Origin of the sequence: Schaalia dentiphila ATCC 17982, assembly GCF_000154225.1 — a bacterium.
In the GTDB taxonomy this organism is placed as follows: Bacteria; Actinomycetota; Actinomycetes; order Actinomycetales; family Actinomycetaceae; genus Pauljensenia; species Pauljensenia dentiphila.
The window spans coordinates 2,052,800-2,072,990 of record NZ_DS264586.1; the positions used below are offsets into that span (position 1 = coordinate 2,052,800).

17 protein-coding genes are annotated in these 20,191 nt (G+C 66.5%); 8 read left to right on the forward strand and 9 right to left on the reverse strand.

What is annotated here, in order from left to right:
- The first annotated feature begins 44 nt into the window (after positions 1-44).
- Complete coding sequence (locus ACTODO_RS08785; protein WP_003793041.1) at positions 45-665, forward strand: MarC family protein; 621 nt, start codon at positions 45-47, stop codon at positions 663-665.
- Between the two features lie 75 nt (positions 666-740).
- Here ACTODO_RS08785 and lplAB read toward each other — a convergent pair whose 3' ends face one another.
- Both lplAB and ilvD read right to left on the reverse strand, forming a co-directional pair.
- Positions 741-1,790: a lipoate-protein ligase LplAB gene (lplAB, locus tag ACTODO_RS08790; RefSeq protein WP_003793042.1), complete on the reverse strand. Its 1,050-nt coding sequence runs from the start codon at positions 1,788-1,790 to the stop codon at positions 741-743.
- A gap of 23 nt (positions 1,791-1,813) precedes the next feature.
- Positions 1,814-3,661: a dihydroxy-acid dehydratase gene (ilvD, locus tag ACTODO_RS08795; protein WP_034512402.1), complete on the reverse strand. Its 1,848-nt coding sequence runs from the start codon at positions 3,659-3,661 to the stop codon at positions 1,814-1,816.
- A gap of 322 nt (positions 3,662-3,983) precedes the next feature.
- Here ilvD and ACTODO_RS08800 point away from each other — a divergent pair, with 322 nt between their 5' ends.
- The 6 genes from ACTODO_RS08800 to ACTODO_RS08825 all read left to right on the forward strand — a co-directional run bounded on the left by ACTODO_RS08800 (position 3,984) and on the right by ACTODO_RS08825 (position 9,610).
- Complete coding sequence (locus ACTODO_RS08800) at positions 3,984-5,177, forward strand: cobalamin-independent methionine synthase II family protein (protein WP_003793044.1); 1,194 nt, start codon at positions 3,984-3,986, stop codon at positions 5,175-5,177.
- Between the two features lie 325 nt (positions 5,178-5,502).
- Positions 5,503-6,126 (forward strand): hypothetical protein, encoded by a 624-nt coding sequence (locus tag ACTODO_RS08805; RefSeq protein WP_003793045.1) that lies wholly within the window; start codon positions 5,503-5,505, stop codon positions 6,124-6,126.
- A gap of 24 nt (positions 6,127-6,150) precedes the next feature.
- The gene (locus ACTODO_RS08810) at positions 6,151-7,194 is read left to right on the forward strand and encodes a hypothetical protein (RefSeq protein WP_003793046.1); all 1,044 of its coding nucleotides are present in this window, start codon (positions 6,151-6,153) and stop codon (positions 7,192-7,194) included.
- Positions 7,179-7,814, forward strand: coding sequence for an ABC transporter ATP-binding protein (locus tag ACTODO_RS08815; RefSeq protein WP_003793047.1), 636 nt, complete (start codon positions 7,179-7,181; stop codon positions 7,812-7,814). Before ACTODO_RS08810 ends, ACTODO_RS08815 begins: the two co-directional genes overlap by 16 nt.
- Complete coding sequence (locus tag ACTODO_RS08820; RefSeq protein ID WP_003793048.1) at positions 7,811-8,884, forward strand: hypothetical protein; 1,074 nt, start codon at positions 7,811-7,813, stop codon at positions 8,882-8,884. Before ACTODO_RS08815 ends, ACTODO_RS08820 begins: the two co-directional genes overlap by 4 nt.
- Before the next feature lie 33 nt (positions 8,885-8,917).
- Entirely contained in the window at positions 8,918-9,610 is a 693-nt protein-coding gene (locus ACTODO_RS08825) for a type 1 glutamine amidotransferase (RefSeq protein ID WP_003793049.1), read from the forward strand.
- Positions 9,611-9,825: 215 nt separating this feature from the next.
- Here the strand turns inward: ACTODO_RS08825 and manA are convergent, their stop codons facing one another.
- From manA to ACTODO_RS08845, 4 genes are all read right to left on the reverse strand, one after another.
- Complete coding sequence (gene manA / locus ACTODO_RS08830; RefSeq protein WP_003793050.1) at positions 9,826-11,043, reverse strand: mannose-6-phosphate isomerase, class I; 1,218 nt, start codon at positions 11,041-11,043, stop codon at positions 9,826-9,828.
- Positions 11,044-11,123: 80 nt separating this feature from the next.
- Positions 11,124-12,887: a thiol reductant ABC exporter subunit CydC gene (gene cydC, locus ACTODO_RS08835; RefSeq protein WP_003793051.1), complete on the reverse strand. Its 1,764-nt coding sequence runs from the start codon at positions 12,885-12,887 to the stop codon at positions 11,124-11,126.
- Complete coding sequence (locus ACTODO_RS08840) at positions 12,884-14,485, reverse strand: ABC transporter ATP-binding protein/permease (protein WP_003793052.1); 1,602 nt, start codon at positions 14,483-14,485, stop codon at positions 12,884-12,886. Before ACTODO_RS08840 ends, cydC begins: the two co-directional genes overlap by 4 nt.
- Positions 14,486-14,647: 162 nt before the next feature.
- The gene (locus tag ACTODO_RS08845) at positions 14,648-15,796 is read right to left on the reverse strand and encodes a branched-chain amino acid aminotransferase (protein WP_003793053.1); all 1,149 of its coding nucleotides are present in this window, start codon (positions 15,794-15,796) and stop codon (positions 14,648-14,650) included.
- 397 nt (positions 15,797-16,193) lie between these two features.
- On the opposite strand from ACTODO_RS08845, the gene ACTODO_RS08850 reads away from it, so the two are divergent.
- Positions 16,194-16,694 carry a hypothetical protein gene (locus ACTODO_RS08850; RefSeq protein ID WP_003793054.1) on the forward strand — a complete coding sequence of 167 codons (501 nt, stop codon included), beginning with the start codon at positions 16,194-16,196 and terminating at the stop codon, positions 16,692-16,694.
- 63 nt (positions 16,695-16,757) lie between these two features.
- Here the strand turns inward: ACTODO_RS08850 and ACTODO_RS08855 are convergent, their stop codons facing one another.
- From ACTODO_RS08855 to dnaG, 3 genes are all read right to left on the reverse strand, one after another.
- Positions 16,758-17,546, reverse strand: a complete 789-nt coding sequence (locus tag ACTODO_RS08855; RefSeq protein WP_003793055.1) for a TraX family protein — start codon at positions 17,544-17,546, stop codon at positions 16,758-16,760.
- 183 nt (positions 17,547-17,729) lie between these two features.
- Positions 17,730-18,209, reverse strand: a complete 480-nt coding sequence (locus ACTODO_RS08860) for an S-ribosylhomocysteine lyase (protein WP_003793057.1) — start codon at positions 18,207-18,209, stop codon at positions 17,730-17,732.
- Positions 18,210-18,212: 3 nt separating this feature from the next.
- A complete protein-coding gene (dnaG, locus tag ACTODO_RS08865) occupies positions 18,213-20,183 on the reverse strand; it encodes a DNA primase (RefSeq protein WP_003793059.1) in 1,971 nt (656 codons plus the stop codon).
- Between the last annotated feature and the right edge of the window lie 8 nt (positions 20,184-20,191).

Genomic DNA, 20,191 nt, shown 5'->3' on the forward strand with positions numbered 1-20,191 from the left:
GACTGCTCGCTCGCGCTAGTACATCGCCGACTAGGATTATCCCCATGATGACTGTTCTCGCTGGAATGTCCGCCGCTATCCTGGCGCTCGCCCCGATCACAAATCCGATCGGCGGTCTCGCGGCGTTCGCAGGACTCACCGCCGGCAATGCTGCGGCTGCGGTGCGCTCGCAGGCGTGGAAGACAGGCATCTATGTGTTCGCCATCCTGACGGTGTTCGCGGTCAGTGGCTCACTCATCATGCGCTTCTTCGGCTTCGACCTGCCCTCGCTACAGATCGCGGGTGGCTTGGTCGTCTCGCACTCGGGTTTCTCGATGTTGGAAAACAAGCGCCGTGCCACCCATGAGGAGACTCAGCACGCGACCTCCAAGCCGGACGTGTCCTTCTCCCCCATGGCGCTCCCCCTCATCGCGGGGCCCGGCTCGATCGGCGTGGTCATCGCGCTGGCCGCCCGCAACACGGCCATCGGTTTTCATGTCGGCATCGTCCTGGGAATCGCGGTGACAGCGGCCGTCATCGCGCTGCTACTGCGCTACGGCACGCCCTGGATCGACAAACTGGGTGCCACCGGCGTCGGCGCGATCGTGCGCATCATGGGCTTCTTGATCCTCGTCATCGGCGTCGAGCTCATCATCCACGGGGTGCGCGCGCTCCAGCTCTTCTAAGCGGAAGCCCGCCCCGGCCTCGTCGAAACGACGCTGAAGCGGGCAACGGGCCCGGTTCGCACCAAGCGAGCGTGCTCAGGGGATGCGGTGCACCCACTCCTCGCGCGCGAACTTCGTCTCGCAGCGCTCCCGCGCGACCGCCAGGTCCTCCTCGGTGATGGTGCCGACGCTCGCGTTGTACTTCTCCTTGAAGTGGTCGAAGAACACCTTCAGGATCTCTTCGCGGGGAAGCCCGGTCTGGGAGCGCATGGGGTCTACGCGCTTGACGGCGCTGCGGGTGCCCTTGTCTCGGATCTTCTCCATGCCGATGCGCAGGACTTCGTTCATCTTGATGGCGTCGATGTCGTAGGCCATGGTCACGTGGTGGACCATGTAGCCGTTGGCCCAGCGTTTCTGCGCGGCGCCGCCGATCTTGCCCGACTCGGAGGCGATGTCGTTGAGCGGCACGTACTTGGCCTTGATGCCGAGCTTTTCGAGGACCTCCATGACCCACTGATCGAGGTACGGGTAGGCCTGCTCGAAGCTCATTCCCTCCACGAGGGCCGTGGGGATGACGAGCGAGTAGGTGATGCAGTTGCCGGGCTCCATGAACATGGCGCCGCCGCCGGTGACGCGCCGCGACACGGTGATGCCGTAACGGTCGACGCCGTCCTGCTGGATTTCGTTCTGGTAGGACTGGAAGGAGCCGATGACGACCTGGGGGCCGTTCCACTCCCACAGGCGCATGAAGGGCTTGCGGCGGCCCGCGGCCACGTCTTCGACCAGGGTTTCGTCCATGGCGACGTTGATCATCGGGTCGACGACGGGGCCGTGGATGACGTCGAAGTCGATGTCGTCCCACGACAGGGCGGCGCCCAGCGCGCGGCGTACGGCGATGCCGACGGCCTCGGGGGTCACCCCCATGAGCGTGTCACCTTCGTGGAGGGCGGCCTCCACGCGCGCGGCCAGATCCTTCGCGCTCGACGAGGCCGGGGCCCCTTCGAGGGACGCGGTGATCCGGGTGAGTGCGTCGTCGGGGTCGAGGAAGAAGTCGCCGGATACGCTCACGCGCGTCAGGCGGTCCTCCTCCACGCCGGTGTCGACGACGACGAGCTTGCCTCCGGGAACTTTATACTCTCCATGCATGCCCACGATTGTAGGCGCTCCGCTCACGCCCAGTCGGGCAGGACGCGCACGCCGCCCTTGTCGGCGGACGCGGCGAGCATGCCGTAGACGCGCAGGGCGTCGGAGACCTTGCGGGCGCGGGGCTTGGAGGGCTTCCACGGCGCGGCGCCCTTTTCGGCGCGGCGGCGCTCGAGTTCCTCGTCGCTCACGCCCACTCGCAGGACGCGGTTGTTGACGTCGATTTCGATCTCGTCGCCGGTTCGCACGAGGCCGATCGCACCGCCGGCCGCGGCCTCGGGCGAGATGTGACCGATGGAGATGCCGGACGTACCACCGGAGAAGCGGCCGTCGGTGATGAGGGCGCACTTCTTGCCCAGGCCCAGGCCCTTGAGGTAGGAGGTCGGGTAGAGCATTTCCTGCATGCCGGGACCGCCCTTGGGGCCCTCGTACTGGATGACGACGACGTCGCCTTCCTTGACTTGCTTGCTGAGGATGGCCTCGACGGCTTCCTCCTGGGATTCGACGACGAAGGCCTTTCCGACGAAGTGGAAGAGGGACTCGTCGATGCCGGCGGACTTGATGATCGCGCCGTTGGCGGCGATGTTGCCGTAGAGGACGGCCAGACCGCCGTCCTTCGTGTAGGCGTGCTCGACGGAGCGGATGCAGCCGGCCTCAGAGTCGGTGTCGAGGGACTCGAAGAGGTTGGCGGTCGAGAATGCCTGGGTGGTGCGCACGCCGCCGGGCGCGGCTAGGAAGCGGTGCTTGGCCTCGTCGGTGGCGCTCCCGCTGCGCACGTCCCACTCCCCCAGCCAGTCGGCCAGGTTGTCGGAGTGGACGGAGTGCACGTCGCGGTTGAGCAGGCCGGCGCGGTCGAGCTCGCCGAGCAGGGCGGGGATGCCGCCGGCGCGGTGGACGTGCTCGATGTGGTAGGTCGTGGAGTTGGGGGCGACCTTGCACAGGCAGGGCACGCGGCGCGAGATTGCGTCGATGTCGTCGAGCGTGAAGTCGACGCCGGCCTCGTTGGCGATGGCGAGGATGTGCAGGACGGTGTTGGTGGAGCCGCCCATGGCCACGTCCAGGCTCATGGCGTTTTCGAAGGCGGCCTTGGTGGCGATGGAGCGCGGCAGGACGGAGTCGTCCTCGTTGTCGTAGTAGGCGCGGCACATGTCGACGATGCGCGTGCCGGCCTCGGTGAAGAGCTTCTTGCGTTCGATCTGGGTGGCCAGGGTGGTGCCGTTGCCGGGCAGGGCCAGGCCGATGGCCTCGTTGAGGCAGTTCATGGAGTTCGCAGTGAACATGCCGGCGCAGGAGCCGCAGGTGGGGCACGCGTTGGCTTCGATGCTGGCCAGCTGGTTGTCGCTGACTGAGTCGTCGACGGCCATGACCATGGCGTCGATGAGGTCGAGGCGGTGTTCGACGACGCCGTCGACGGCGGCGCCGGATTCCATCGGGCCGCCGGAGACGAAGATGGTGGGGATGTTCAGGCGCATGGCGGCCAGGAGCATGCCGGGGGTGATCTTATCGCAGTTGGAGATGCACACGAGGGCGTCGGCGCGGTGTGCGTTGACCATGGTTTCGACGCAGTCGGCGATGAGGTCGCGGCTAGGCAGGGAGTAGAGCATGCCGTCGTGGCCCATGGCGATGCCGTCGTCGACGGCGATCGTGTTGAATTCCTTGGCGACGCCGCCGGCTGCTTCAATGGCTCCGGCGACGAGGTCGCCCATGTTCTTCAGGTGCACGTGGCCGGGGACGAACTGGGTGAAGGAGTTGGCGATGGCGATGATCGGCTTGCCGAAGTCGCCGTCCGTCATGCCGGTGGCGCGCCACAGGGCGCGTGCTCCGGCCATGTTGCGGCCTTGGGTGGATGTTGCCGAGCGCAGCGGGCGACTCATGATGTGCCTTTCTTTTGCCTTGTAATGACTCAACAGTAGGAGCGTGAGCGCTGCGTTTCCGTGCGGGTTTCGTCTCATGGACGAGGCCGGGGCTGGGTGGGGGCGGTTTTCGCGCGGTATCTCGGGGGCTGTGGTGAGCGGGTCGCCGTGTCAGTGGGCGGACGCTTGTGGGCGTGATTGCAAGGAAAACGCAAGGGGTGCGTGCGTGAATTCGCGTCTTGCCAGATGAGTGGTTGATCGCATTGGTCACGCTTCGGACATTCGGCCTCGTTCTCGACACGCGAAACGTAGGCTGGGTGCACAGATTAGAGAAAGGACTGCGATGACCATTCGCACCACTCATGTTGGTTCCCTGCCCCGTACCCCCGAGCTGCTCGAGGCGAATCGTGCGCGCCGTGAGGGTTCGCTCGGCGAGGCTGACTTCACGTCGCTGCTGCAGGATCAGGTTGACGGCGTTGTGAAGCGTCAGGCCGAGATTGGCCTGGATATCGTCAATGACGGCGAGTACGGTCACGCGATGATCGACACGGTTGATTACGGCGCGTGGTGGACGTATTCCTTCTCGCGTTTCGCCGGACTGTCCTTTGAGGACGTGCAGCGTTTTGATGTGCGTCCCCCGGCCGGCCGTGACGGTCGACTTTCTTTCTCATCGTTTGCTGAGCGCCGCGACTGGCAGCGTTTCGCGGACGCGTACGCGGATCCGGATTCGGGTATTCACATTGCGAACCGCAACCCGATCGCGTTCCCGACGATCACGGGTGAGCTGGCCTACATCGGCGCCGAGGCCGTGGAGCGCGATATCGCGGGCACGAAGCACGCGCTGGAGGCGGCGGGCAAGCCCGTGTCGGATGGTTTCGTGGCGGCGATTTCGCCGGGTTCGGCGGCTCGCGTGGCTAACGCGTTCTACGAGGATGACGAGGCCGTGGTGTGGGCGTGGGCGGACGTGCTGCGCGAGGAGTACAAGCGCATTACGGACGCGGGCCTGACGGTCCAGATTGACGCGCCGGATATCGCGGAGGGCTGGGATCAGATGAACCCGGAGCCGTCCGTTGAGGATTACCGCGCGTTCTCTCGCGTGCGTATCGACGCGCTGAACCACGCGCTGGAGGGCATTGACCCGTCTCTGGTGCGTTTCCACGTGTGCTGGGGTTCGTGGCACGGCCCGCACACGACGGATATTGCGTTTAAGGACATCGTGGATCTGGCTCTCCTGGTGAACGCGAATGGCCTGACGTTTGAGGCGGCGAATGCTCGCCACGCGCACGAGTGGACGATCTGGCGAGACATCGAACTGCCCGAAGGCAAGTACCTGATCCCGGGCGTGGTGTCGCACTCGACGAACGTTGTGGAGCACCCGGAGCTGGTGGCTCAGCGTATCCGCCAGTTCGCGGACATTGTGGGCGACGAGCGTGTCGTGGCGTCGACGGACTGCGGCCTGGGCGGCCGCATCTACCCGTCGATCGCGTGGGCGAAGCTGGAGGCTCTTACCGAGGGCGCTCGTCTCGCATCGAAGTGATCGACTGATTGCTGGCCTGGGGCGCGCGGGGTGGATGAGGATCCACCCCGCGCGCTTTTCCCAGGGTTTTTTCAGGCAACGCTCCCTTTATCTTGAGCTTAGCCTCACACAATGAAACGTGTGTTGTAGCCCCCGTTTCCGGGTCGGCTTGGCGCGGTGGGGATCGCACGCCGCGTCGGGTTCCGGGATTGGGGGCTGCGGCGCGTTTGGGGTCCTCTGATCATCCCCATCTCAATTCACTTCTCCGTCATGCGGAAAACGGAGCCCTTTCTTCGTTATTCTGGAAGTAAGCACCCATTGTCGAGGCTGTTCGAGGGAGAACATCATGGGAGCAAACAACACGGAGGGCACGCACTCCATCCGTTCGCGCGTTGGTTTGCTCGCTGCCGCTCTTGTCATCGTCGCCACGGCGTGTGGCTGCCAACAGAACACGCCCGCGGCGCAGGGGCCGTGGGCGGCCGACATTGAGCAAGCGCGCAGTGAGTGGGCGTCCAACGAGTTCGTCCAATCTGTCCTCGCCGACTCTTCCATCAGCGAGGCCGAACTCCAGGACATGCGTCAGCGTGTGCTGAACTGCCTGACAGACAAGGGCGTGACCGGCGCATCCTTCGGCCCGAGCGGCACGCTGAGCGTCCCCGATCAGCCGGTTGGCTCCTCCATATCTGAGGAACAGCAACAAGAATTCGTCTACACCTGTTCCATCGATGCCGGTCAGCCGATCATCGAGGCGCTCGAGTTCGACATGCGAGTCAACCCGGATCACCGGGATGTCAATGAGCTGTTCACGCAGTGTTTGATCCGCAACAAGGCGGTTGAGCCGTCCTTCACGGCCCAAGAGCTCGCGCGCGCTCGCGAGAGCGGAACGCCTCTCGCAAGCGCGCTGCCTTTCATCGACCCATCCCAGGGTCCCGACATTTTGCGACGATGCCTCGAGGACCCCAGCAAATGACCGCAACCACCCTCAGGAGTTGAGATGGCATCTTCTCGCCGCTGGCTCGCCCTCACCGCGTTAGTCGCTCTCATCGCCGGTGCGGGTGGGGTCAGCGCGGGTATTCTCATTGCTTCGCCGCCCACCCCGGCCTCGCTGGCATCGTCATCTGCACCGACGACGGTCCCCGTCACGACGCGCGAATTTACCGACACGCGCTCCCTCACCCTCACGATTCCCCCGGCCTCGCCTCACGAACTCACCTCCCCCATCGCTGGGCGCATCACGGCCCTCCAAGCAGCGACGGGAGCTCCTGTCACGTCAGGTTCCATTCCCTGCGAGATCGACGGGCTGCCCCTTCTCGCCCTAGCCCTATCCACTCCTCTCTATCAGGACGTGGTGGACGGAGCCGCGGGACCCGATATCGGTGCCCTGAACGCTGAGCTTGCTCGGCTCGGGTATGCGGCTCCGGCGGATTCTCAGCGGGTCACGGTCGCCACGCGAGTGGCCCTGGCCTCGGCGATGGGCGTGAGCGACGGAGCTGGAGGTATCCCCTCCAGCATCGAAGCCTCTCACGTCCTGTGGATCCCGGCGCCGACCGTCACCCCCTCGTCGGTCCCCGTTCACCTGGGTGACAGCGTCGATACACAGACCGTTCTCCTCACCCTTGAGGAGTCCCGCGACGCCTTGCGGCTCTCCGTCCCACCGGATGCCTATCCTGCGGACCACGTCATCACCCTGGGGGACACGGACTATCCCGTTCCCTACGACGGCATCATCACCGACCCCACCCTGACGGCGACGATCCTCTCCTCGCGCGAATACACGGACTTCGTCCGCTCCACCCCGAGCAGCGATGGACCCGTTCAGCTGCCCGTCTCCTGGAAGCTCGCCTCCCCCATCACCGTCGCGGTCATCCCACCGTCCTCAGTGGTCGGAAACGCGACGGGCGCGTGCGTCTTTGAAGACGGCACACCGATTCCCGTTTCTATCGTTTCTTCCCAGCTTGGCCGAACCTACGTCCTGCCAACGACCCCGCTCTCCACCGTCGACACCGCCGTCGAGGGACGCTCATGTCCGTCGAGCTAGACAACGTCGGGCACAGGTTCGCCGCCACCCCGTGGCTCTTTCGCCATCTCAGCGCACGCTGCGAGGACGGTGCCCTCACCGCCATCGTCGGCCCGTCCGGTTCTGGCAAGTCAACCCTGCTGTCACTGATCGCGGGATGGGAGACTCCGACCGAGGGAACGATCACCATCCCCCGTCCGTCTGGTGAGCAGAAGCCCCGCATTGCGTGGGTCTTCCAGAACCCGTTCGGCGTTCGCGCACGCAGCGCGATTGACCACGTGGCGCTGCCCCTGTTGGCCCGTGGCATGAGCCGGGCGCAGGCCGATGCGGAGGCACAGCGGCTCCTCAACGCTTTCAATCTGGCGCATCTTGCGACCCGCCCATTTCGGGATTTGTCGGGCGGAGAGGCTCAGCGTGTACTCCTCGCCCGCGGGCTCGCTTGCGCCCCCACTCTTCTCCTCGTGGATGAACCGACCGCGCAGCTTGATCAATCCACGGCTCGCGACATTGCCTCCACGCTCGGCTCTCTGCGCGAGGACGGGGTCAGCGTCGTGATCGCGACGCACGATCCGTCGATTCGCGCGCAGTGCGACGCCGTCATTGACCTCGCACACTTCCAGGACGAGGAGGGACAGCGATGAGCACACTCTCGTGGCGAGCACTCCTGTCCGAAGCGTGGAGGGACTGCCTGAGCGGGACGGCCCGCGTCGGGATTCTGACTATCCTGGCCACCGCCCTAGTCGGAGGCGTTATCTGCGCCGATGCGTTCTCTCTTCGTTCCGTCAGCGTTGAGGCGGCCTCTTTCCGTGTCCATCTGGGATCGGTGCGAGTCCTCCAAGCGCAAGGCAGCATCGACGGGGCTACCTGCGAGGCACTGTCGCGAATCCCCGGGGTGCGCGCAGGAGCCGTTCGCTCGGTCGAATCCGGCTTGTCCCCACTCGCTCTTCCAGCCTCGTCGCTGCCCCTGTACGAGGTCACGCCTGGAACCGTCTCTCTCCTGGGGGCAACAACGGCCGATCCGACGGGCATTGTGCTCCCTGAGCAGGTAGCCGAGGACCTCGGCACCACTCAAGGAGCCCTTCTCCCCCTCGCACACGGGCAGGCCGAGGTCGCGGGCACCTACCCGTGGGACGAGAACGACGGGCGTCGTCCCGGTTACGCCTACGCGGCTCTTGCCCCCGTGCCAGCGATGGGGACCTTCGATGAGTGCTGGTACGAATCCTGGCCGCACAGCGACGACGTTGATGCCCTGGTGCGCTCAACCCTCGTTGGAAGCGACGACCAGAACGCCCAGGTCCTCGCCATGAACCCTACGCGCGGAACGGCCTTCGACGCGGCGGGACAACTGCGGCAGAGGCCGACCTGGTGGGCGTGGATCGCCGCGAGCACAATCGGTGCCACGCTAGGGGCCGCTGCCACGTGGTGGCGTCGCCTCGAGATCGCCTCGGCTCTGCATGCTGGGCTCCGCAGATCAGATACGACGGTCCTCCAGTTGTTCGAGGCCGTGGCGTGGGTGGGCGGCGCATTCGTCCTCTCCTCCGGCATATGCCTCACGATCCTGAGCGGAGCGCCACCCAGTGACCGCTCTGACTTGATACGCCTGGTCGCTACCGAGGGCATCTGCGCTGCGTCGTGGACTCTCATCGGTGTCGTCATCGCATCAACGACGATCCGAGAGCGCCAGCTGTTCGCTTTCTTCAAGGGCCGATAGGTACCTGCGCGTGATCGCGCCTACAATTGGCGTATGAGCATCCTCGTGATTCAAAACGACCCAATCGTTCCGGTGGGCCAGTTATCCGCCTTCCTCGGCGGTCACGAGATGGTGCGCGCCTGGGAGGAACCGCAGCGCCTCCAGGACCTGGTGGCCGCTCCCCTTCCGGGTGCCCTCATTCTCCTGGGCGGGCGCGCGACCGCCTATGACGACGAGGCGTGGCCGTGGCTGGAAGCCGAGCGCGAGCTAACCCGACGATGTGTGAGCGCCAACGTGCGCGTCCTCGGCATTTGCCTGGGCGCTCAGCTGATAGCAGCGACTTTCGGTGGACGGGTCAGCATCGCCGACCCCTCAGGCCCCGAACGGGGCGTCATCCCGCTCGTGTGGGGCACGAACGACCAGGCGGGCGGCGGCGGAGCCGTCCCCCTGCGCATGGCGCTGGCCTCGACCCACACGGTGTTCGCCGACCATGGTGACGCCATCGTGGAACTCCCCCACGGCGCGCGCGAGTGGGCGCGCTCGGACAAGTACACGCAGATCTTCTCCTACGGCACCGCCCTGGGCGTCCAGTTTCACCCCGAGGTCACGCGCGAGATCGCGACCGTGTGGGCGGCGAACAACGAGGACGTCGACACCGAGGACATTGTGGCCGGCTACGACGCCCACGAGGGCGATCTGGCCTCCACGTGCAAGACCCTGGCCGACTGGGTCTCCGGCGTCTTCTAAGGCGCAAACAGAATCGCAGTGTGGGCACCCCCACGCGGTACCCACACTGCGATTGACAATCGGACCTCGTCGCAGCGAGCGGAGATGAGGCCCGATTCCTATTTTAGAGGAAAACAGCGCGCCTACAAGGCTTTTCCAGGAACCAAGACCACCACGTGGGACGACTTGACAACACTCCCATTCACGGCCTCGTCACGGCGCGCGACGCACCCCGGTCAGGGGGCCGCGACCTGCACAAAGGAGCCGGTGCCGTACGCCCACACGCGACGCTCGGCGGCCGAGATGAACACGGCCTGGCCGCGGCTCAGCCCCACGCTGTCCCCGCCCTGCTCCTCGCTCACGTGCAGGGAGACCGACCCGGAGGTCGCGATGACGATGCGCGGGCCCTCCCCGGGCACGGCGACCTCGTCCACGCGGGACGTGTGCTTGCCGGGTGCCAGCGTCGTCACCGACAGCTCGAACTCCTGGGCAGGTGCCAGGAAACGGTCAGTCGTCGCCGAGGGATGCTCGGGGGCCACGCGCACGGGCGGCAGCGCCGAGAACTCGGTGATTTCCACGAGCTGGGCGGAGTCCACGTACTTGCCGGTGAGGCCCGCGCGCACGACATTGTCGGAGGAAGCCATGACCTCGATGCCCAGGCCCGACTGGTAGGCGTGGATCTGGCGCGGCGGAATGTAGACGGCCTCGCCCGGGCGCAGGGACACCGGGTTCATGAGGAAGGCGACGATGATACCCGGGTCGCCCGGGTGCTTCTCCCCCAGGACGCTCACAAGCTCGTCCGTGCGCGGCGAGGGGGATGTGCCCGACGCGAGGCGGGAGCGGCACGCGTCCACGAACTCTTCGACGCGCTCCGGGGTAGCCGGGGAGTCCTCGTCGAAGAGCCACGTGGCCAGGGAGCGCAGACCTCCGCGCACGGTGGACAGCTTGAGGCGGTGACGCAGGCGGTCCGCGAGCTCACCCTCCAGACCGACGAGGAGCTGGCGGGCCTTGCGCGGCACGCGGAAGCCGACGAGCGCGCTGAACTCGGTGAGCGCATAGATCATCTCCGGCTTGTGGTTCATGTCCCGGTAGACGCGGCGCGTGTCCGTGCGCTCGATGCCCAGGACCTCCTCGCGCAGGTAGCCTTCGCGCGCGATCTCCTTCGTCGGATGCACCTGCAGGCTCAGGGTCTGCGCGGGGGCGATGATCTTCGCCAGGTACGGCAGAGTCGGACCAAACGCGTAGAGCAGGCCACCGCCGAGGGCACGCTTGGGGTCTTCGCCGATGTGCTCGGCGAGGGTCTGCCCGCCCGTCAGCAGCGTCGGTCCATCCGGGTGGGCGCCGAACCACACCTCGGACACCGGGTCGTCCCCGGCAGCGGCCCCCAGGAACTCGGGGATCGCGTTCGTGGAGCCCCACGCGTCAGCTTTCGTCCAGCCGATCAGTCTTTCCATAGGTCGAATCCTATCGGTATCGGGCGCGTAAACACGCGAGGGACGAGGCCGTGGCCCCATCCCCCGCACGCTCGCGTCTGTCAGGCGCTGGGTTGATCGGTGGTTTCGCGCGCCTCGAGGGCGGCGAGCGCACCGCCGCGCGCGTGCAGCTCGGCGTAGGTGCCGGTCTCCACGACGCGGCCCGCATCCATGACGATGATCTGGTCGGCGTCGCGCACGGCGCTGATGCGGTGGGCGATCTCGACGATGGTGCGACCCTTCGCAACGCGGGCGATGCCCTCACGCACGCGCGCCTCGGTGGCCGGGTCGACCTGGCTCGTGGCCTCGTCGAAGACGTAGATCGGGGCGTCTCGCAGGAGCGCGCGGGCCAGGGCCAGGCGCTGACGCTGGCCGCCCGAGAGGCGCTCGCCCATGTCGCCAACCACCGTGTCCAGGCCGTCCTTTTCCGTGGCCAGCCAATCGGTGAGGTCCACGGCCTCCAGCGCGCGTTCCAGGTCGGCCTCGCTTGCGTCGGGTGCGGCGAGCAGCAGGTTGGCGCGCAGCGTGTCGTTGAACAGGTAGGGGCGCTGGGACGCGGAGGAGACCGTCGCGCGCAGGTCTCGTAGGGACACCTCGGCCACGTTCGTTCCGCCGACGGTCACGGCGCCCGAGGCCGGGTCCCACGTGCGGGTCAGCAGCGAGGCCAGCGTCGACTTGCCAGAGCCGGAGGCGCCCACGATGGCGGTGCGCTTGCCGACGGGGATGTGGATGCTCACGCCGTCCAGGACTGTGGGGGCGCGCGCGGGTACGTCCTCGTCCGTCGGGTAGGAGAAGGTCGCGTCGGTGAACTTGATGTCGCCGGGGGTCAGCGGCTTGGGGTCGGCCGGGTCGGCGACGACGGGCGCTCGGTCGGTGATCGCGAAGACGCGGGCGGCCGACGCGAACGCCTGGTCCAGGTCGGCGGCGAACTCCTCGACCGCGAGGACCGGTCCGAAGGATCCCATGGCGATGCCGAGGGCGAGGCCCGCCTGGGACAGCGTCAGCGTTTCGGCAAGCACGTTCGAGCCCGCGACCATGGCGACCGTGACGATGCCAAGGGCGACGGCGGCCTGGTTGAGGCCCCGGCGCAGCGCGATCCAGCGGCCCTGAGTACCCAGACCCGAGGAGATACGCTTTTCGATGGCGCTCATCTCGGCCTCGCGGCGTTCCTCCGCCCCAAAGGCGAGGACCTCACGCACGCCCTGCACCGAATCGGTCACGTGGGCGGCGATCGCACCTCGGGCCTCGCGCAGCTCACGCGCTGCACGCGCGGTCGAACCGGAACCCAGGAAGGGAATAACCGCACCGACGATCAGCAGGAAGGGAGCCAGCACGGCGGCCAGCGTCCAGGACACGGCGCTGCCCATCCACACGATCGACAGGATCGGAACGATGATGGCGGTGGTGACGGGGGCGAGCGTGTGGGCGAAGAAGACCTCGACGCGGTCGATATCCTTCGTCACGCGGTTCATGATGTCGCCCGAATCCAGGCGATCCGTGCCCGCGGGAGCCTGGGGCTCGAGCTGATCGTAGAAGTAGTTGCGCAGCATCGCCAGGGAGTGGAAGGCCACGAAGTGACCGGCGAACTGCTCGAGGTAGCGGGCCAGGCCCTTGAGCAGACTCAGGCCAATCGCACAAACAATGACGAGGGCGATGCTCCAGGCGCTCTCCCCCGACGCGAGGCCGGCGACGGCCCAGCCGCCCAGGGCGAACAGGGCGATGCCGATCATGAGGAAGACGATGCGGGCGGCGATGGAGGCCGCGAGCGGCGGCAGGACGCGCCGCGTGATCGACAGGAGTCGAAGAGACAGTTGCCTGCGGGTCATCGGATCGTTCCTTCCTGCAGGGTCGCGACGCGGTCAGCGCCCTTGATAGTGGCGTCTCGGTGAGAGATCGTCAGGGTCGTGCGCCCGGCACACACGGTCTCCAGCGACGCGAGGATCTCGCGCTCGGAGGCCAGGTCGACGTGGGCGGTGGGCTCGTCCAGGATCATGATCGACGCGTTCTTCAGGAAGGCGCGGGCGATCGCGATGCGCTGGGCCTCGCCGCCCGACACGGCCAGGCCTCGGGCACCCACGCGGGCGTCCAGGCCGCCGGGCAGCGTGTCGACGAACTCGCCCAGGTGGGCGGCGCGCAGGGCCTCGATGAGCTGGTCGTCCGTGGCCGCGGGGGCGGCCAGGAGCAGGTTGTCGCGCAGCGTGCCGGAGAACAGGTAGGTGCTCTGCTCGACGACGGCGGTCTGGGCGCGCACCCACGACAGGGGCGCGCTGGCCAGGTCGACGCCGTTGAGGCTCACGCGGCCTCGCGTGGGGCGCAGGAAGCCCTGCAGCAGCGCCGAGATCGTGGACTTGCCGGCGCCCGAGGGGCCAGCGAGCGCGACGTGCTCGCCCTGGGTGAGGGTCAGGTTCGCACCCTGCAGGACCGGAGTGTCCTCGGTGTAGGAGAAGGAGACACCGCTGAGCCGGATCTCGCCGCGCTGGGGCGGGATCGCCGGGGCCTTGACACCCTTGGCGTCCGTAACCGGCGGGGTCTGCTTGATGAACTTCTTGATCTCCTTGTTGGCCGCGATGCCGCCCATGCCGATGTAGAAGAACTGGCCGATGCGGTCCAGCGGGTCGAGCATGATCGAGGAGAGCAGCACGAGGGAAATTCCCTCACCGACGCTGATCGCGCCCTGCTGGTAGCGGATAAGGGCCAGCGTGATCGCGCCGGTGATCATGCCGAGGGAGAAGACGGAGTCGATGACGAGGAGGATTAGCTGATTGCCGGCCAGGTAGCTCATGACCTTCGAGCGGACCTCTTCGGCGGCCTCGGCCAGGCGCTTGCCCATATCCTTGCCGGCGTTCATGAGGGCCAGGTCGCCCAGGCCCTGGATGGCGTCGAGCTCCTTGGCGGCGAGCTGGCGCGAGGCGTGGCGGTAGCGCGAGGACACCGGCTTGAAAGCCTTGCGGAAGCCCATGACGCAGATCGGGACCAGCGGGATCGCGATCGCGAGGAAACCACCCGAGGCCGGTTCAATCGTCATGGCAACGAGAATGACGACGAGGATCGGGGTCGTCAGCGACGCGATCATCGGGGCCAAGAAAATGCCCTTGTAGGCGGCGACACGCTCGACGCCGTCGGTGGCGGAGTTGACGACGCGGCCCGCGCGCTCATTGGTGCGCTGCGAGGGCCCCAGGGCGAAGACCTGTCGGATCATCGAATGGCGCAGCGCGGGCTCCATCTGGTTCATCTGGGCGGCCCCCAGGGCGCTGACCGCCCACGCGAACACGCCGGATCCCAGGGCCCCCAGCACGCCGATCCACCATGTCGACCAGGCATTGTGTCCCGCAATATCATCGATACCCCAGCCGATCGCCAGGTAGGCGGCGGCCAGGCAGAGAGCCGCTGCCCACGAGCAGACGACCACGATCGCACGTTTCATTGTGCTCCTATCAACATGACGCACACGAGTACACAACCAAGGATACCCTTAGTTAGGTTCTGACACCAGTGTCACTTTGGAGCAATTTCGTATCGTGACCACGTAAAGAAACCACGGCCTCGTGTCAATCGACGAGGCCGTGGCTCCCCCAAGCGATCACGCTCAGACCAGGCGGTACGTCCAGCCGTAGGGATCCTCAGCGCGGCCCCACTGAATGTCGGTCAGGCGCTTGTGAATCTCGCGGGTCTTGTCCCCCACCTCAATCTCCACGTCGAAGTCATCGCCAGCCAGGCGCGTGATCGGGGTGACCACGGCGGCCGTGCCACAGGCGAAGACCTCGGCGACCGCGCCCGAGCGGATGCCATCCACGACCTCGGACAGGGCGATCTTCTCCTCACGAACGGCCACGCCTTCGTCGCGCAGGATGCGCAGGATCGCACTGCGCGTGCCACCCTCAAGGATGACGCCGGTGAGCTCGGGGGTACGGATGGTTCCATCGGCCATGACGACGAACATGTTCATGCCGCCCAGCTCCTCGAGGTACTTGCCCTCGTAGGTGTCCAGGAAGCAGACCTGAGAGAAGCCCTTGGCTTCGGCCTGGATCTGGGGCAGCAGGGAGGCCGCGTAGTTGCCGCCAGCCTTGGCGCTGCCTGTGCCGCCGGGGCCGGCGCGGTGATACTCGCGCTCCACCCAGATGGCCACGCCAGACAGGCCGCCCTTGAAGTAGGGGCCCGACGGAGAGCCGATGACGTAGTAGTCGACAACGCCGGCGGGGTGGACGCCCACGAACTCCTCGGAGGCAAACATGAAGGGACGCAGGTAGAGCGACGAACCGTCGACCTCGGGAACCCACTTGACGTCGGCGCGCACGTAGTCCACGAGGGAGGCCACGAAGTCCTCGCGGCTCATCTCGGGCAGGGCAAGGCGGCGGGCCGAGTGGTTCAGGCGCGCGGCGTTGTAGCCGGGGCGGAAGGTCCACACGGAGCCGTCCTCGCGCTTGTAGGCCTTGATACCCTCGAACACGGACTGGCAGTAGTGGAAGACGGAGGCGCCGGGGGTCAGCTCGAGCGGACCGTAGGGAATGACGCCGCGGTCATCCCAGCCACCCTCGCGGGTCCAGCGCATATGGGCCATGTGATCCGTGAACTTCTTGCCGAAGGCCAGGGTTGACATGATCTCGTTGTACTCTTCCGGCGTCGCCGGGTGAGCGTTGGGGGTCAGAGGGAAACGACCGGCAAGCTCGTCGGCGGCGGGAAGTACCAGGTCGCCGGCAGCCTCAAGTTCCGTGGGGGTATGCTGCGTCGATGCCATGAGGTCTCCTGTCGTGTTTTTTCACAAATATGAAGCCAGAATATGCCCGCCGTCCGCATTGTGGCCGATTAGTTTCGGCATGTGACCCTCCATGCACCACCCTGTGGAGGTTCTCACCCCGGTCAGCCCACGAAGCCTGATGTGTTGTCGGTACCGTCTCATCGTACGTTCGCGCGCCGAACACCGGAGCCCCTCAAGGCTCCGCCTGCTAACGCTTCTCGCCGCCCTAGGGAGTTTGCCCTGCGCTGAGTTCTCCCGCGCCCTCCGGCCACATCTCCCGCGAGCTCATGGGCGTGGGTGCTCTGCTCCTGGGTATCGCCCCGACCTAGTAGGCCTCGCCCTCAGCTTCCAACGCACGGACAGCGCGCGGCAGCATCCGAAACGATACGATCAACCCATGACGACTCTGCCTAAGGCTCTCGCCCTCTGCCTGCCCGCCCGCGAGCGCCGCTCCCCCAGCCTCGAGCTTCATGACGGGCGATGGCTAGCGGCAGCAAAGTCCGGCCTGTACGTCTTCGGGGCCGGGTCCGCATCCGATGAGAAGGCTCAGAAGAGCTACGAGGTCTTCCCCTGGTACGACGTGGCGCGGGCGCAATGGGAGGCTGAGGCGGAATCCTTCACGCTCGAATGGGTGGACCCGACCCGGCCCTCGCTGGTGGGACGAGGGCAGGGCGACCCATCCGACTTCATGCGCCACACAAGCGAGTACGTCAATCGTTCCATCGTTGTACACGCCCAGGTGGAGACTGAGGGCAGGACAACAGTGACGGTCTGGGTACGGCGCGGACCCGACGGGCTCTTCTCCATCCTGACGGCGAACGGCCCACTCGATGCGGCAGGCCAACGTCAGGCGGACGCCCTGGAGGCGCGCGTACGCGACGCGGTTGGCCTGGACTAGGAGACGCCCCTCAGGTCCCGTACGCAGCAAAACCCTCGGGGTACCAACCGGCTCGAAAGGCGCTCAGCCCGCCTGGACGTACGCGACCAGGGCGAGTAGCCACAGGTGGGCGGGGTAGAACACGTAGAAGAAGTACTTGGAGAATCGCGTGTGCGGGCCGTGCTCACCGTTGTACAGGTGCAGGATCGGAATCACGAGGATAAGCATGAAATCGGAGTTCTGCGCGAGCATCGACACCGTCGCCTGCCACGTGTCGTAAGGCTGCCACACGAGGGCGAACATGGCCGCTGCGAGCGCCAGGTACGCCAAGTCACGCCACACGACGCGCGAGTAGAGCGCATAGGTGATGACCATGAAGGGCAGAAGCGGCAGGCCACCCTCGATCGGAAGAACCGCGCACACGAGCGAGAGCACAGAAACACCGCCGATCGCCCACTTGTGCCACTTTGTCCCTGACCAACGCTTGACGAGGGCGAGAAGGCTGGTCCCCACAGCCAGGGTGAGGAAAATATTGTTGTCGTACATGTGCACGTCGCGGGTGGCCAGCAGCAGGCCCAGCGCGTAGTTACCCGCGGCCATGATGAGCGACGCGCCCCACAGACGCGCCAGGTACTTGCGCATGCTCGAGGTGTAGAGAACTCCTTCGACCGCGCCGTAGGCGAACCAGACGGCCACGCACCTGGTGACGACGTGGAAGATGTCCGTCCACATCACGGGGACTAGTCCGGGAACGTGCGGGAGATGGTCGAGAACCATGAGCGCCGCCATCGCGAGCTTGATCCAATACTGGTTGACGCCCAGGCGCGACCGTGGCGCGATGCGAGCGGGGGAGGTGAGTGCGGGAGCGGACATCGTAATGCTTTCTCCTTGCTGGTTTCGGACGCTTCTAGTATCGGCGACCGCTCCTGACGAACTCTATGGGGGGCTGCCCCTATACTCCCCTACCTTTTCCCCGACCCACCAACGCCAATAGGCCCCGAGATACACCTACGGGGCCCAGCCTCGCGGCTGGACCCCGGACCTCGTCACGGCAGTTCAGTGAACGAGATGAATACGCTCGAAGGGGTCGAGAGAGAAACCCTGTTCGAGGATTGTGCGGCTCCATTCGCGTGCGCTGAACAGCGAATGATCGCGGTAATTGCCGCACGAGTAGGCGTCGGTGCCGGGCACGTCCTCCCAGGTGACGTCCTCGGCGATCGCGTGCAGGGAGGAGGCCAGCGCCTGCGTCACCTCACGCACCGAGGGGGTGCCCCACATGATGAGGTGGAAGCCCGTGCGGCAGCCAAACGGCGAGCAGTCGATAACGCCGTCGATGCGGTCGCGCAGCAGGGAGGCCAGCAGGTGCTCGATCGTGTGCAGGCCCGAGGTCGGGATCTCCCCGGCGTTGGGCTGGAGGAGACGCACGTCAAAGTTCGAAATCTGGTCGCCCTTCGGGCCGGCCTCCACGTTGATGAGACGCACGTAGGGTGCCTTCACTGCGGTGTGGTCCAGGGTAAAGCTCTCAACTTCGGCCATCGGTTAGTTCCTTTCAGTGTAGTTTTGCCGACGCTGCTCCAGGCGCATGAGCTCCCGGAACATCTCGGAGTAGATGGGGTCGTCCTCGCTCAAGCGCGACAGGGCCGCGCGGGCCTCGCCGAGCTTGCGGGTCAGGTCCATACGCACCATAGCGGCGACGACGCCTCGGCAGTATGAGCGCACGTCGGCCTCACCCGCAACGGGCAGAGGCGCAACAGCCAGCTGGGTGACGGCGGGGCCGATGAACTCGCCGGCGGTCTCCAGGACCACCTGGACGAAGCGGCGCGAGGCCGCGAGCGTCGCGTTCTCACCCGGGCCGAAGTGGGCCTCGGCCTGGCGCATCATCTGCGTGAAGGCGTCGAGCCCGCCGACCGCGCGGATCGCGTCGTGGACGGCGCGATGCGTGGGCACGGTGAAGGACTGCCCGTCAAGCTCCTCGAAGCCGGAGCCCACGGCGTAGAGCGGGTGCTGGAGGACGGCCTCGAGAGCCTGGCGCTCGATGCGGCTCACCGGGTCCTCGGGGCCTCGGCGCTCGGACGCGGGGACGGGGCGGCCGGCGCCCGCCATCTCGATCTCGCCCGGGCGCGCCTCGTGCGAGAGGACTTCGACGCGACCAGCCGCGCGGATCGCCTGCTCGACCGTGGGGATATCCATGCCGAGCCACCCGGCCAACTGCCGCGTGTACTCGGCACGCAGGGCGCGATCCTTAATGTGCGCAACAATGCCGGCCGAGGCCCGCAGGCCCTGCACGCGGCCCTCGGCGCTGCGCAGGTCCATCTGGGACAAGACCGAGCGGATAGCGAACTCAAAGAGCGGGATGCGCGAGTTCACCAGGTCGACGATCGCCTGATCGCCCTGCGACAGGCGCAGGTCGCAGGGGTCCTGGCCGCCCGGGGCCACTGCCACGAAAGTCTGGGCCGCGAAGTTCTGGTCCTCGCCGTAGGCGCGCAGCGCGGCCTTCTGCCCGGCACTGTCGCCGTCGAAGGTGAAGATGACCTCCGAGCCGTGCGCGCGCCCCGTGGACAGGAGCACGCCGGCGGCCGGATCCGCGTGGTCGCCCAGCAGGCGGCGAATGATCTTGACGTGCTCGGAGCCAAAAGCGGTACCACACGTGGCCACGGCGTTCGTCACGCCCGCGACGTGCGCGGCCATGACGTCCGTGTATCCCTCGACGATGACGACCTTGTGCTCCGTCGCGATCGTCTTCTTCGCCAGGTCCAGGCCATACAGCAGCTGCGACTTCTTGTAGATCGGCGTCTCGGGGGTGTTCAGGTACTTGGGCGATTCCTTGTCGCTGTCGTCCAGGCGACGCGCACCAAAACCAACCGTCGCGCCCGTGATGTCGCGGATCGGCCACACGAGTCGCCCGCGGAAACGGTCGTACACGCCCCGACTGCCCTGAGAGCCCAGGCCCGAAATCTGGATCTCCTGGTCCGTGAAGCCCTTGGAGCGCAGATGGCGCGTCAGGGAATCCCACGAGGCCGGGGCGTAGCCGACCCCAAAATGCGCGCACATCACCTGGGTGAAGCCGCGCTCGGCGAGGAACGTGCGACCCTTATGCGCCTCGGGGGAAGCCAACTGCTGCTGGTAGAACTCTTCGGCGACGCGGTGGGCGTCCAGGAGGCGCTGGCGCTTGCCCGGCTCCTCGGTGCGCACGCGCGCCCCGCCCTCCTCGTAATGGAGGGTGATCCCGGCCTTCGCCGCCAGCATCTCGACCGCCTCGGTGAAGGGCAGGTGGTCGATCTTCTGCACGAAAGAGATGACGTCACCGCTCTCACCGCACCCGAAGCAGTGGAACATGCCCAGGTGAGGGCGCACGTTGAAGGAGGGGGTGCGCTCGTCATGGAAGGGACACAGGCCCTTGAGGGAGCCGATGCCCGCGGGTCGCAGCGCTACGTGTTCGCCGATGATCTCGTCGATCTTCACTGCGTTACGTACCGCTTCGATGTCGTCCTTACGAATCAGACCCGCCATGTCCCTCA